We start from the raw sequence: 15,683 nt of genomic DNA on the forward strand, positions 1-15,683 counted from the left end.
CTTGCGAATAGGCAAAGAACGGATCGTTGCCACGGTTGGCCTTGTTGTCGTCCGCCACGTTGGCGAGATTGCGCGCAATAACCGTGGCGTTGGCCTGGGCCTTGGTGTCGAAGTCAGAGATCTTGTCCTGGAAGCCGTTGAGGAACACGCCTCCGTTGTTCTCCGGAATGTAGATCCCGGCGATATCCAGGAATGCCTCGGTACGGTTCTCGATGACGACCTTGACGTTGCCTGGCGCGTCCAGCTTGCCATTGCCCTGGAGCACGTCGGTACGAATGTCGATATATCCGGCGGCGGCGTAAATCGGCGCAACCGAGATGGTCAGCACGTTCCTCTTGATCGGAACAATTACCTTCAGCGGGTTGCCGTCGCTGTCTTTCAGGCCGTTCGGATCGTCCTTGATTTCGGCCAGCTTGAGGAACACCAGTTCCTTTTCGAGCCGTCGGATCTCGCCCTTGTAGAAGGCCACGAGGTCGGCATTGCTGCCGTACTCGGCCATCTTGGCGCGAGCCTTTTCGATTTCCGCAAAATAGTTCGACTGCAGCGGCTCCTGCCCGATGCTGAGCGAGGCATTCTCCGCACCAGAACCATCTGTTTCGCCGCCGTGATAGATGATCGTCGGATTGGCGGTGCTGCCACCGATGCCGTCGATGATGACATTGACCGTGCGGTTGATGCCGGTCTGCACGGTGCCGTCGACCGTGACGACCGCATGCGCCTCCGTGTGCGCGGTGCCGTCGAACTGCTCATGCGCCTTGCCGCCGAGCGCGCTGTCGATGGCGCCCATCAGCGACGATGCCCAGTTGACCGCCTTGCCCTGCGCCGTCATGTGGGCCAGGCCGAAACGGTCGGCAAACAGCCGCACATTGCCGCCCGACCGCACGGTTGCCTGCGAGCCGATGTTGATGTTGTTCGACTGGAACAGGAAGACGTCTGCCGTCACGCTGTCGATCGGGATCGCGCTGCCCGCAAATGTATCGGCATACACGCCGAGCTTGTACTCATCGTGATTGAAATTGGCGTCCATGCCGACCAGCATGTTGACGTCACGCAAGGCCTCGATCAGCGCGCCGCGGCCGACGACGATATTGTTGTCCGGGCTTAGCTTGATGGTTGCATTTGCCACAGTGACAGTGACGCCGCCGTAATTGTCGACGCTGTTGTCAGTGCGGGCGTCGGCATGCGTGTTGGCGGCAAGATCGATCTGGCCCGCCGTCTTCAGCACGATGTTGTTTGACGTCGCGGATGCGGGATTGCTGCCCAACTGGACGGTTGCATAGAGGTTTTCGGCATCGAGGATGCTTGCCGCGCCGATGCCCGAGCCAAGACCGCCACCCTTGTAGGCGACGCCCTCACGGTAGAAGATCTTGTTCATCGCCTTGAGCGAGAACTCACCGGCCTCGATCGAATTGCCGACGACTGTCAGTTTGGCGTTGTCGTTGACGGTGACTTTGGTGTTCAGCGTCAGATGCGTCTCGCTGGTCACCCCGGCGCCCGTAAAAAGGCCGCCCGTGCTGCCGTCCACATTGCCGTTGATCGCGGGTTTGTCGAAGCGATTGACCGCATTCGCGACGATCGCACCGGCCTTGACCACCGCGCGAGCGCCAACCACGGCATCGACATTCGAAGTGATCCAGTTGTCGGCCTCGGCGCCCGAACCGGCCAGCAGACCGTAGGCGCTGGTCCTGATCGAGATATTGGCGCGCGTCAGGTGGTCTGCCTTCAGCACGAACCGCCCGGCTGTCGTCTTGTAGAGCTCGAACGCCAGATTGCTTTCGCCTGCGCGCTGCGTCGCCGCCTTGCTCAGGGTCACGCTCGCCTGATCACCAAGGACCGCCCGCGTGTAAGCGCGTGTCTCCGTCTTCGCGGCGGCCGCCGCGCCAGCCACCAGACCACCGGAGCCCGGATTTGCGCTGGCGAAATTGTCGTCCGATCCAACCGCCGAAATGTTCAGCGTGCCGGCATTGATGATGGTGGACGCACCAACCTCCGCCAGGGTGTTGGCAACATCGACGCCGCCGAGTTGGCGCGGCAGCGATTTGGCTGTCGCCTTGGTGGCACCGGCTGCGATCAGGCCATAGGCCGCACTGTCGGACTCGGCCTTCTGGCGGCTGTCGTTCTGGGCCGCAACACTGACCGCGCGCGCCGCGTTGATCACCACGCTTGCGCCGATAAGCGCGTGCACGGTGCTGGTGTTCAGCGCCTCGGTGATGGTGGAATCGACACCGATGAGGCCGCCGACCAGGCCTTGCGCCTTGGCGCCCGCCGTGTCGCCGCTCGTTGGCAGCGTCTGGGCCGCCGTGATGCTAAGGTTGTCGACAAAGTAGCTGGTCGTCGCTGTGGAAGCGGTAACGCGGGTGCCGACTTTCGACTTTGCTTCGGAAACGCCAACGGCCAGTGTTCCGGCATTGACGCCCTTGGCTTCCGAATAGGCCTTGGGCGTAGCCTTTGCGTCAACCGCGACGTCGCGCGCCCGGACCGTCGACTCCTCGACCTTGGCCGAGACCTGATTGTCTATCTGCGAGGTCGCCGAAGCTCCCGCCGCCGCGACACTGATCATGCCGACCGCAAGTGCGATCGCGTCGACCATCGTGTTGACGGAGGTCTTGTCCTCGGCGGCAACGCGGATGTCGCCATTGACCTGAATCGAGCTGTTGGCCACCCAGGCCAGGGTCTCCGACGTGACTGTGTTCCTGGTGACGGAGCCGCCACCGGCAACCGCGCCACCGATTCCCACGGCAGCGGCAACCGACGCCATGACTGCGCGAGACGTCAAGCTAGCGGTCTCGGATGCATGGACCGTAAGCAGTCCGCTCCCTTGCGCGTACGCAGGAAGGATGTTGTTGGTACGGTAGATGTAGCCATTCGACTGGACAGGAATCCAGCCGGTGACGACCACGTTGCCGGCATTGCGCAGAAAAGCACCAACATCGTTGTCGATCAGGTTGACGGCTTCTGCCACGCCGATCGACACGGCTCCGGCACCAAGGCCGATGGCCAGCGAAACCGCAGCCGCGCCGGCAAAGGCGTTGATGGTCGAAACATCCCTGGCATCGATATCGAGCGCGGCGACCTTGATCGCATTATTGGCGCCATCTTCGTGAACGTAGGCGTTGACCTGCACCGCGACCTTGTTCTTGGTCGATGCGCCCGCACCGGCCAGGCCGAATGCGAACTTGCCGGCCGATACCGCCACCGCGCCTGCTGCGACCGTAGCGTCGATTGATTGGCTAGAACGCGCCTTGACCTCGACACGCCCCCAGCTGTCGAGGCTTGTGTCCTTGAGATAGGCAAGCACCTCGACCGGCATTCGCGTACCGGCGTGATTGAAGCCGATATTGTTGTAGGCAACGCCCGCGCCGACCGACGCCTGGACTGCGACGCCGCCCACCGCCAAGCCGGCGGCGGCAGCGCCGACCAGCGCAGTGATCGACGACGTGTTGTCAGCGCTGAAGGAGATGTTGCCACCAGACTTGAGCAGGCTGCTCTCGGCAAAGGCCCTGGTGCCGCCGAGGATGACGTTGGAGGCCCCCGCACCGCCGCCGGACACCGCAACGCCAACTCCGCCGCCGGCAACCGAAACTGCCGCCGCGACAGAATCCGCCTTGATCGTTGCTTCCTGCACGGCCGAAACGGTGATCGTTCCAGGCGTTGCCGCGTTGGCAGGCGTCGGAGGATTCTGAAGCACCAGCCGCTGCGTCGGAAGGCCCTTGTCGACCCAGACATAGACCGGATCGTAGACGGGGATGTCGGTGACGGCGACGTCGGCGTATCGCGTATATGCGTTGACGTCGTTTGCAATGGTGTTCTTGGCGATCGAGATGCCGATAGCGACCCCGACGCCGACCGAGCCGACCGCGCCCGCCACGGCGGCCGCACCGGCGATGGCGTCTATCTTGGCCTTGTTCTTCGCTTCGACGAGCACGTTTGCGGCGCGGATGACAGCGAGATCGTTCGCCTTGCCGGTGATCATCGCATCGGTGGCGACGGCGATCATGTTTTCGGTGTAGACGCCCGACCCGCCGACCCCGACGCCAACGCTGCCGCCGGCAAGTGCAACCGCACCGGCAAACACCTTGGCCGTGATATTCTGGCTGGAATTGGCCTTGACGGACAAATTGCCGTCAGCGCTGACATCGCTGTCGCCGACATAGGCCCGAACGCCGCTGGCGCCATTGGCGCGGAGCACCGGCGACACGAAAACGTCGGCTTCGTTGCTGTTGGGGATGACCGGAACGTCCCAGTCGCCAATCGTGTTGATGGCGACAGAAATGCCGATGGCGGCACCGACGCCGGTCGACCCGACACCAATCGCCACCGACAGCGCTGCAATGAACGCCTCGATCTTGGCCGTTGACAGCGCTTCGACGGTAACAGCCCCCTTGCTCGTCACCTTGCTGCCGACGATGACTGCATTGGTGTCGGTGTTGATGGTGTTTTTGGAGATCGCGCCTGCGCCGGAAATGGCAATGCCCGTCGAGCCGAAAGCCGCGGCGAACGAGGCCGCGACAGATTCCGCCTTTATGACTGAAGCATCCTTGGCCCGTGCAACGATACCGCCTGCTGACGTCGCCGCGACACCGTCATTGGCATTCTTGATACCGGCGTAAATGTCGTTGCTGATCGAGTTCTCGGCATAGGACAGGCCGATGGACAAGCTGACCCCGGTGCTGCCGACGGCGAATGCAATCGACGCCGCGCCGACGAAAGCGGAAATGTTGGATGTGTCCTCGGCGGTGATGATCATCGAGGCGGCATTTACGCCAGCCGTGATGCCCTGCGCGGCGTTGCTCGTGCCATCGCCATCTACGAAAGCCTGTGTCGCAACGGATATGTCGTTGCGTGCGCCCGCGCCGGCGCCGCTTGCCGCGACACCTGTCGAACCGCCAGCGATCGCCACGGATCCCGCGGCGACAAGAGCTTCGATATCCTGTTGGGACAGAGCCGCGACGGTCAAGACGCCCGACGACTTGACCGCCGAATCCTTGATGAAGGCCAAGACCTTGCTGCGGTCGCCCGCGCCATTGCCGATCTTGTTGATGGCAACAGCCACACCGATGGATGCGCCGATGCCTGTCGAGCCGATGCCGACAGCCGCGGATGCGGCAAGAACCGTGGCGTCTATCTGCTGCGTGGCGGAAGCCGCGACGGTGATGTTGCCACTCTTCGATATGACGCTGTCGGTAATCGACGCTTCTGTGTCGACATCGATGTCGTTCTTGGCAGTAGCGCCAGCACCGCTGAAGCTGATCGAGCGGCCGCCCGAAATGGTGATCGACGCAGAGGCCGCCACCGCAACGGCGGAGATTTCGGCCTTGTTCGCGGCTTTGACTTCAAGCACGCCGTCCGAGCTCAGCGTGGCATCGCTGACCTTGGCTCCGACGCTGCCCTTGATGTCGTTGAATGCTATGTCGAGGCCGATGGACACCGCCACAGCGTTCTTCGAGGAGAACGACGCCGCGATCGTGGCCGCAGCCGACAGCGACTTGATCTTGCTGGTGTTTTCAGCGTCGACGACAATGCCGCCGGAACGGGCGGTGATGTTGGAACGACCGCTCGCGCCGCCATCGATGGCGGCGATCGTATCGGCAGCGATGCTGTTCTGGACGAACACGCCGCCAGCACTGAACGCCGTGGCAGCACCGGAGGCCGACAGCCCAATGGCAACCGAGGCGGCAACCGTGGTTGCATCGATGCTCTGGCTCGATTTTGCCAGCACCGAAACCTTGTTGCCGGCAACCGTCGAATTGCTGATCCGTGCATCGGTCTTCAGCGGCTTGGCGACACCGACCTGGGTGATGCTGCCGGTATAGCCGATGTAGTTGAAGGCAAGCACGATGCCGACGGCGACCGCGGTGCCCGAGCCGGAGAAGCCGCCGGCGACCGAAGCCGCCGCGGCAGCAATCGTGGCATCGATGTCGGCGCTGTTGGTCGCCGAAACAGTAACGCCATCGCCGGCAGCATTGCCGGAGGCGCTGACATCGCTGGCCGAAATCAGCGCTTCGACCCCGCCCACGATCGTGTTGAAGGCGATGGTGCCGGCGACACCGACGGCGAGGCCCTTGCCGGTGCCGGCAGCGACCGACACCGCGGCTGCCGCGGCGGTCGCGTCGATCTTGCCTGCCTGGCTCGCCTCGACCCTGACGCTTGCCGCATCGAGGTCGGCGACGCCATCGATCGACGCCTTCACGCGCGCGTCAACGGCATTGCGCGACACCACAGGCGCGATCGAGACGGACTTGCCGTCCGGATTTTCACCATAGCTGTAGTTGATCGCGATGACCGGAGCCACGACCTTCGAGGTGATGCTGCTGGTGTTGCTGGCGCTGACCGTGAAGCTTCCGTCCGCATCAATGTCGGCGGAATTGGTCACCGACGCATCGACGACCGCATAAACGCGGTTCAGGGCAAACACACCGCCAACACTGACGGCGGTCGGCGCGCCACCACGCAAGGTCTTGACGTAGTTGGAGATTTCCGAGGTGATGAGCTGGGTCGCCTTGGCTGACACCAGCACGTCCCCAGTCATGTCGATCTTCGAACTGGTGACCAGGGCCTGGATCTGCGCATTCGGATCGAGCCCCGAGATTGCGCCGACCAGATCGGTGCCGAGCAGCGTATCGACCGCATTGAAGAGGAAGTTCTGGCCGGCAAGGCCAACTGTGTTGAAGGCCAGCGTGATGCCGGCGGCAACCTGCTTGGCGATGGTGTCGGCGTCGATGGTCGCCTTGATCGTGGCGCCACCTTCGGCGAGCACGTCGAGGTCGGCGCCGGTGACATCGCTGCCGGTGACTGTCGCCTTGGCATAGTTCAGCACGTTGTTGGTGGCGATGACGCCGTTGATGGCGATCGACTTGCCCTTGGCGCTGCCGGTCACTTCGACCCGTGCCTTGACGTCAGCGCTGATCTCGCTCGTCTGCTTGGCCGAAACAAGCACATTGCCGGTGGCGTTGACGTCGGCATTCAACAGCTTGGCGGTCGCGCCGCTGTCGATGTCGTTACGAATGACAAGCGCGCCGACGCCGATGGCGCTGCCGCCGGCAAGGCTCGGCACGAGGTTGTCGTTGATGAAGTCGATGACGTCATTGACGATGTATTTCGACCAGCCCGCGCCGGTGAAATTGTCGAAATTGATCGTCGATCCGTCCGCGCCATCGAACTCCCACAGCTCGCCCGCCTGCGGGCCGCCAGGAACGCTGGTGTCGATATAGATCAAATCGCCATTGTTGACCGTCTGGGAGCCGGACTTGGTGGTGAACTGGTAATTGCCGAACGCCGACTTGGCGAGATTGGCAACGACGCTGATGCCGTAGTCGTTCTTGATCAGGGTAAGCGCCTTGATCTCCCCTTTCGAGGTGATCGAGGCGTCGTCGGTCGCCTTGACCGTCACGGCGACGGCATCGACGTCCGCGGTCGCATTGCCGGAGTTGTCTATATAGGCCTTGGCCTCGCTCGCCACCTTGTTGGAAGCGATGACGAAGCCGAGCGCCTTGCCGTCCGTGCCGCTGATCGAGGTCGACTCCGAGGTTACCTCGTTGCCGACCGTAGCGTCGATGGCGGCGCGATTGTCGGCGGTAACCGAAAGGTCGCCACCTGCCGAGACGTCGGAGTTGACGATTGCCGCCTCGGTGAAGGACGGATTCCGCCCGCCGAACGCATCTGCGATCAGGTCGTCGCCCAAAAGCGCGTCGACGCCGTTGAACAGGACATTGGTCGGATTCCAGCCAATGGTGTTGAAGGCAAGGGTGACGCCGACGGAGTCCCCGCCCGTCGTGTAGGCCGAGCTCTTGGTGTCGGCATCGATGCGTGAGACGTTTTCCGCCGAAACGCTGACGTCGCCGCCTGCGGTGATGCTCGAGCCTGAAATCTTGGCGACAGCGCTGCTCTGCACCAGATTGGTGGCGATTGTGCCATTGATCGACAGCACCTTGTCGGTGTTGTTTTCCTGGCCTGCCGGCGTGGTGTCGGCTGCCGGGTCGGCCGGCGAGCCGGGCTTGTGCTTGGTGCCCGGATTGGTGTCGGCAGCGCCCGTCTTCTTGTCGCCGTCCCAGTCGATGGAACTGCCGCCCGAAGACGAAATCGCGCTGTCGACCTTGGCGGTCATCACGGCGCTTTCGAGCGCCGCGACTTCGACGTTGCCTGTCGTCGCGGTGACGTTGGCATTGGTGATGGTCGCAGACGAGCCGCCGCGCACGTCGTTCATGACGACCAGGCCGCCGACGGATTTGGACGGCGAGGCCGAAAGGTTCAGTTCCTGCAGCAGGACCGTTGCTTCGGGCGCTTCCTTCCACAGGCCGAGATTGGTGAAATCGGTCTGCGTGAGGTCGATATCCTGCCCGAGAGCATTCGAGCCCATGAAGACGTAGATGCTGCCGGCATTGCCGCCGACCTTGGTCCAGTCGGGACCAAGATTCGCCTCGCCGCCTGCCACCAGCGCCTCAAGGTCGATGATCGCATCGTCGCCATTGTACTGGTAGATCGCGCCGGTATCGTCGCCGATGCCTTCAAAGCGGATGGCATCGCCATTGCTGATCGGGAATTTCGACGGCGGCAGCACATTGTTGAGATCGATCGCGATGCTGCCGAGATAATCGTCGGCAATGCGGATGCGGTCGCCGAACTTGACGTCGCGGATCTTGGTGCCCCCGGCATCGGGCCGGGTGTCGTAGTCAGCCGGAAACAGGTCGTTGAGCGTTTCCTGGATGATGCCGGCGCCGCCGTCATTGGTCACCGTCGTCGAGGCCACCAGCTTGGCGTTGGAGTAGATGCCGACCGCATCGTCTGCGATCACCGAGACACCGTTGGCGGCCTTGATCGTCTTGCCCGTGGTGCCCGAATTGTCGATGGTCGCCTTGGCCGCGCCCGAAACCTTGTTGGATGCGATGATGGCGCCATAGGAGGCACCGGAAGCACCATACAGCGCCGACGTCTCGGTGACCGCGGCGTTGCTGACGGTGGCGTTGATCTGGGCATCGGACTCCGCCGAAACGCGGATCTTGCCGCCCGAATCCACCGTGCTCTTGAGGATCGACGCCGAGGCATCAGCACCCAAATTGCCGTCGAACGCGCCATCCGCGAGATAGGGAGCGCCAACCAGCGTGTCGAGCGTGTTGAAGAGCAGGTTCTGCGCTTCCCAGCCGACGGAGTTGTAGGCGAGCGAGATACCGACCGAGGTCGCCGCCGAATTGCCCGACGAATAAAGCCGCGCATCGATGCGCGCCTCGTTTTCGGCCGAAACCGTGACGTTGCCGCCGGCCTTGACGGTGCTGCTGTCGATGCTGGCGATGGTCTTGCCAAGCACGACGTTGGTGACGATCTGGCCGTTGAAGCCCAGCACCTTGCCGGTGCCGTTGATGCTGCTGCCGCCCGAGGCGGTGACGGTGCTGGTGGTGTAGGCGGTGATTGTCGACGCGCCCGTTGCCGCGACATTGACCGCGCCGCCGGCGTCGACCTTTGCGCCCTGGATATAGGCGTGCGCGTTGCCGCGCGTGTCGTTGTAGGCGATCGCCAGGCCGATCGCCTTGGCGTTGGTGGTGACGATGTTGCCGAGTTCGGGGAAGAAGGTGTCCTTGAAATCGGACGTCCTGAGCTGCTTCCAGCTGTTCACGTCGCCATAGTCGGCAATCGTCAGGTCGACGTTCGCCAGCGGCGTATCGCCGATATACTCGTAGACCTCGCCGGAATTGACGTCCATTTCCTGCCACAGCGTCGTGTTGGCAACATTGATGCCGCCGCGCGTGGTGATCTTGGTGTCGCCGAGGTAGCGATAGACCTTGCCGCCGGTCTCGACCCGATCGCCATTGATGATGTCGACAACGGTGCTTGCGTCGGTGACGGCATCGAGATCGATTTCGGTATCGAGATAGTCGAGCGCGACACGGACCTTGTCGCCCTTCTCGAGCGAGCGAACGCCCGACTTGGTGGTGAAATCGTAGTCGCCCGCGCCGAGCCGCTCGGCGGCATTGCCGATCAGGTCGGTCAAGGCATTCAGCGTGCTGGCCGGCAGCGCTGTCGCCACCACCTTGATGTCGGCCGAAATCGTGGCCGCGTTGTCGGCCTTCAGGTCGACCTTGCCGCCAGCCTTGACGGTCTTGGTCGCGTTGCCCGAGCCATCGACAGCCGCACTGTTGTCGATATAGGCCGATGCGCCGGCGGAAACCTTGTTGCTGGCAAGGATTGCTCCCGCCGCCGTGCCGCTCACCCCGTACTTGGCGCCGGCAGCGAAATCGTTTTCCCATTCCATCAGCGATTCAGCGCCGAGAACCGAGTTGATGCCGGCCGCATTGACCGCCACCAGCGCGATATCGCCACCGGCATCAATGCTGGAATTCTTGATGTAGGCCGTGGTCAGGACCGGGCTCTCGGCCTTCAGCGCCTTGCCGATTTCAGGCGAGCCGATCAGCGTGTCGACGGCATCGAACAACAGGTTGCCTGGTTCGTAACCCACCGCATTGAAGGCGATGACGAAGCCGATCGTCTTGCCCGAACTGGTCAGCTTGCTAAGCGCGGTCGCGTCGATGGTCGCGTCGGTGCGGGCCGAAACGTTGAGGTCGCCGCTTGCGCCGGTGACCACGGAACTGCTTTCAACGGCGGCCTTTGCGCCACCCTGCACCGTATTGGACACCGAAATGCCGGCAGTGCTGTCCCAGCCGTCGATGACGCTGTTGTCGACTGCCTTGATCTTGGCCGACTCCTTGGCGTCGACCACAACGTCGCCGACCGTGGTGACCGACGTCCCGGTCAGGGACGCCTCGACGTTGGACTTGACCTGGTTGCGGGCAAAAATGCCGCCCTTGCTGGTGGCGTTGCCAACCACCGACTTCTCGTCCATGCCAAGTGCGAGAAGGCCGGTCTTGACCATCGATGCCGGGATCAGGTTTTCGGTGTTGAGCTTCTTCCACAGGCCGAAGTCGTTGAAATTGGCGGTGGCGAGGTTAACCGACGTGCCGTCGGCGCCCATGTACTGGTAAATCGCGCCCTTGTCGCCGGTGCCGGCATAATCGTCGGCCGAACTGATGCGCACCTTGTCGCCGAGATTGAGCGATGGCGTACCGGATTTGGTCGTGTAGTCGTAGTCGTCGAGGATGTTGCTGGCAATCGAGTTGACGATGTCGGCGCCGTTGGTGTTGTCGAGCTCGGCGGTGACGCCAAGGCTGGTGCTGGCGTCGATCTCGGCCCTGTCCTGCGCCTTGACGCTGACCGTGTCGGCCTTGACCGTGCCGCCGCTGATCTTGGCGATCGCAGCGCTGCTGACCTTGTTGCCGGAGATGACGGCGCCGGTGCTCGTCACCTTGCCGTCGAACAGGGCTTCGTAGGAAGCGGTCGCCCGGTTGTCGATGGAGGCCGAAATCACTGCCTCGGAGACGGCTTCCACCGACACATCGCCATTCGACGTGATGTCGGTACTGCTGATCGAGGCCTCGACGTTGAACGGATTTTCGGTGCGCAGGCGGATGTCGGAAGCGCCCGCCGGTTCTGCGATGTTGTGGACCACGTCGCCGAGCAGCGTCTCCACCGTATTGAACAGCAGGTTGCCGCGTTCCCAGCCGATCGTGTTGTTGGAAATCTGGAACGCCGACGCCTTGTTGCCGTTTGCCGCGGTGGCAACGGTCGAGTTCTCGGACACGATATGCGAGCTGTTTTCGGCGAGAACCGTGACGTCGCCGATCTTGTTGGCGTCGGTGCCGAGCTTGCTGTCTTCGATCTTCGCCGAGGTCTGGCCCTGGATGAGGTTGGTGGCCACGACCGCGCTCTGCGCCTTCGTCGTGCCGCCACCGGAGAGAAGCTTCTTGAACAGGAAGCCCTTGGCGCCCTTCGGCGCGACCTTTTCGATCAGCTTGTCCTGGTTGAAGGGCGAGCCGCCCTTGGCCTCGCTCAGGATGTCGGCGTTGGCCTCGATCCTGCCGATCGATTCAGCCGTGACTGCAACGCTGCCGGCCTCAAGGTCGACCTTGCGCACAAGCGCCGTCGCGCCGCCGCGAACGTCGTTGAAGACCAGTGCGGCGCCTGTCGCTGCGCCGCCGGACGCGCGCAGATTGTATTTGTCGGTGACGATCGAATAGTCGGTGTCGGGCTTCCACAGGTCGCGGTCGGTGAAGTCGACGTTCAGCAGGTTGAGCGTCGGATTGTCAGCGCCGAGATAGGTGTAGACCTGCCCCGGCTCGCCCTTGACCAACTGCCAGTAGGCAGGATCGGCGAAATTGCGCGCCGGATTGTTGAGCTTGAAATTGATCGTCTGGTCGGGGCCGACATATCTGTAGAGCTTGCCGGCCTCGCCGAGCTTGGCCACGGCAACGACATCGCCTGTCTTGACGTCGATGGCGCCTTTGAAGCCGTCGGTGATGGTGTCGTAGTTGAGGCCGACCGTCGTGCCGTAGGCGACAGGCACGACAAGCCCGTCGGTCAGTTTGCGGTCGCCGCCGACCTGGCTGCCAAGCACGCCATCGATCGTACGCTCGAGCGAATGCAGCCCGCCGTCGCTTGACGCGGTGCCCGACGAAACAATCTTGACGTTCGAGTTGACCGTCGTGTCGTCCGAGGCCGTCACGGTGATCGCGCCAACCGCTTTGACCGACTTGTTGGATGTACCGCCATCGATGACCGCGGAGGCGATCCGGCTGACCTGGTTGGTCGCCAGCACCACACCCATGGCCTTGGCGCTGATCTTGAGCAGGCCGGTCGCCTCGGCGAGCGAGGTGTTCGACACCGTCGAATTGACCACGCCCCTGGAGGCAGCCGCGACCAGCAAGGCGCCGGCGGCGCTGACGAGTGAATCGGTGATCGACGCCTTGACCTGGACTTGCTCCTCGGTTGTCCAGAACGACGTGCCCAAGATGGCGTCAAGCGTTGCCTGGGCGATGCCCGGCACCTTGAAGCCGACAATGTTCATCGCCTCGAGGCCGGTGACAGCCTTGGCACCGCCCTTGAGCAGGCGGCCGACGCCGCCGCGTCCGTCGATATTGATGTAGATCGTGGCGTCCAGGAATGTGTCGTCGACGGCCTCGACCTTGATGTCGCCGCCGTTGGTGGTCGAAACATCGCTTGCCGAAACGGTCGCCAGCGTCGAGCCGTTGACGATGTTGGCCACCAGAACGCCGGCATTGACCTTCTTGGCGTTGACCTGGTTGGTCGGATCGTCGCCGCTGTCCTCAAGCGCCTCTTCCATGGGCAGCGACACGGCAAAGGCCGAAAGCTTGGTCTCGTTGATCGCCGAAACGACGATCGCGCCGGCGCTGGTGACGACGGACTGCGAAAGCAAGGCCGCCGTCGTCTTGGTGACCTCGTTGATCGAACTGACGCGGGCGATGTGTTTCTTGGCCTTGGCGTCGGTCTCGGTCATCCGCGGCTGGAACGGCAAAGCGGTTGCCTCGAACTCGGAACGGTCGGCGGCGGCCACCGTCACCCCGCCCGATCCTGCCGAGACCACGCTTTCGTCGATCCCGGCGGTGGTGCCGCCGGTGACCCGATTTTCCGCATCGAGGCTCGACGTCCGGTAGATGGTGTCGCTGTCGGCGGAGACGTTGAGCCCGCCAGCGATCACGGTGACGCCGCGCACTAGGGCCGTCGTGGTTTCCGTTGCATCGTTGGTCGCCGAACCGATGCTGTTCGAAGCGATGTCGTTTCGCACCTCGCCAGCATTGCGCGCCGCAATGGCGACGTCCCCGGCAGCGTTGATGACGGTTGGCTTTGCGACGACGGCGGCCGTGGCCGGCCCGACCACAACTTCGGTCGTACGCGAGACGTCGACATCGGAATCGATCGCCGAAAACACCACGATCGTTGCCAGCGCCGGAAAGAGCGCGTCTTTCTCGGTCTGGATCTTGACCCGGACGACGCTGTCGTCGCTGGCTGAGATCGCAACCTCGGACGCGCCGCCGACCGTTCCGCCGGTCTGCGTGATCCTGGCCGCCGCGTCGACCGTTACAGAGGTCTTGTTCGTCACCGTGACGTCGGATTCGACCTGCGCATTGCTGAAATCGGCGATGTTCGCGGCGACCTCGCGCAGCTTGTCCATCGACAGCTGGCCAACCGAGATCAGGTTGGTGAAGGCCTCGCTGCCGGTGTTGATGATACCGTCGGGAAATACCTCGTTGATCAGGCTGGCCGGCAGGATGCCGTTGAGCGCGCCCGTGGGCAGGGTGATTTCGCCGAGCCCGAGGAAATTGGGCAGCGGCACCTCGGTCAGCAGGATGTCCACGTCGACGTCGGTTTCGGCGCTGATGGCAGTGCCACTGCCGTTGATCCGGGCAGTGGATGCCAGCGCGACAGTCGCCGTGTTGTTCAAGGTGGCGACGATGTTGCGCAACGCCGGGTCAGCCTTGCCGTGCATCTTGAGAACGTTGGCCGCGCGGGCGGCAACCTTGACCGTCCCGCCCGTTGCCGTCAGCGTCCCGGCGATTGTCACCGTCGCGGACGTGGTCTTGCTTGCGCTCAGCGTCGCCCCGGAGCCGGCCGCTCCAAGCGATGTGCGCAGGTGGTCGATGGCGCGCAGGTCGATCGATTTGGCGCTGATGACCGCGCTCGCGCCGATATTGATGTCTTCGGCGCTGAGCCCGAGTGTCCCGAGGGCAGTAATGCCGGCGTTGACGACAATCTCTTCGCCGGCATCGACCATCAGCGAGAAATCCGCCCAGGCCGGCAGCGAACTTATCGTCGTGACATTGGCATTGTCGCCAAGATAGAGCCAAAGCGAGGTTTGTGCGGCAATGGTGGTAGCGGCGCCGCCGATCGTGACGACCAGATTGTCGCCCGACGCCGCAATCGTCACGTTCTTGTCTGCCGCCGCATTGACCAGTGCCGACAGGTCCTGCGTCAGATGGCCTGCAACACCCGGGTCGAACGGCTCCATGTTCTCGAAGACGAGGCCCTGCCCACCGACGGTCAGCTTGCCCGAGCCAGCCGAACCCAGATCGATCGCGGTTGCCGTGGTTCCAGCAAGAACGATCGTGTCCTTGCCGCCATAACCGCCGTCGATTGAGCCTGACAGCCGACCGGCCACGCCGATCGTGAAGGTGTCGTTGTTGTTGTGGGCGCCAACCAGGTTTTCGACGCCGTCGAACTTGGCCTTGACCTTGTCGCCGACAAGATTTCCGGTGTTGTTGCCTGTGAGATTCCAGGCGGTGTTGTCGGAGGAATCGAAGACGATGCGGTCGTTGCCGCCGCCGCCACTGAACGAAATCTCGGGCGCCAGCGTCAGTGCGCCGAACGAATCCTCGTCGATGGTCAGCGTGTCGTTGCTGGAGCCGCCGGTGATGGTGATGCCAGTAATCGTGCTCAGGTCGCCAAAAGCGAGCACCTTGCCGCCACGCGCCTGGTCGACGATTTCAACGCGCTGGATCGTGGTCGCAACGTTGTTGACGTTTTCAACCTGTTCGATGAGGCGGACGAGTATCTGGTGATCGATGTCGACGCCATCGGTGGCGAGATTGACATTGAGGTCCGCATTCAGCAGCAGGCGCGGTTCGAGCGGATCGAAGACAAGGCGGACGCGATCAGCGAGTTCGCGCTGGACGCGCGAGCCGCGCGCCAGGCGCGCCAGTTTCGCCGAAAGGACCTCCGACAGTCTTGCACGGCGGTGCGATATCGGGCGACCCGATACACCCTCCGACTTGAACGGAAATGCCATTCCCCTCTCCCTTCCGCCTAGCTACGCACGAAGGGCCGGGACCTTTCGGTCCCAGCCT

Annotated in this window: 1 protein-coding gene (cut by a window edge); it reads right to left on the reverse strand. The window is 63.1% G+C overall.

Features of this window, described 5'->3' with window-relative positions:
* A protein-coding gene (locus PCJ21_RS06025) for an LEPR-XLL domain-containing protein (protein ID WP_269930469.1) crosses the window boundary here: on the reverse strand, positions 1 to 15,625 show its 5' portion. Its footprint begins 12,809 nt before the window's first position; only the first 15,625 of its 28,434 coding nucleotides appear in the window; its start codon is at positions 15,623 to 15,625; the stop codon falls past the left edge of the window.
* Positions 15,626 to 15,683 lie beyond the last annotated feature (58 nt).

Source organism: Aminobacter sp. HY435, from assembly GCF_027568395.1.
Taxonomy (GTDB): Bacteria; Pseudomonadota; Alphaproteobacteria; order Rhizobiales; family Rhizobiaceae; genus Aminobacter.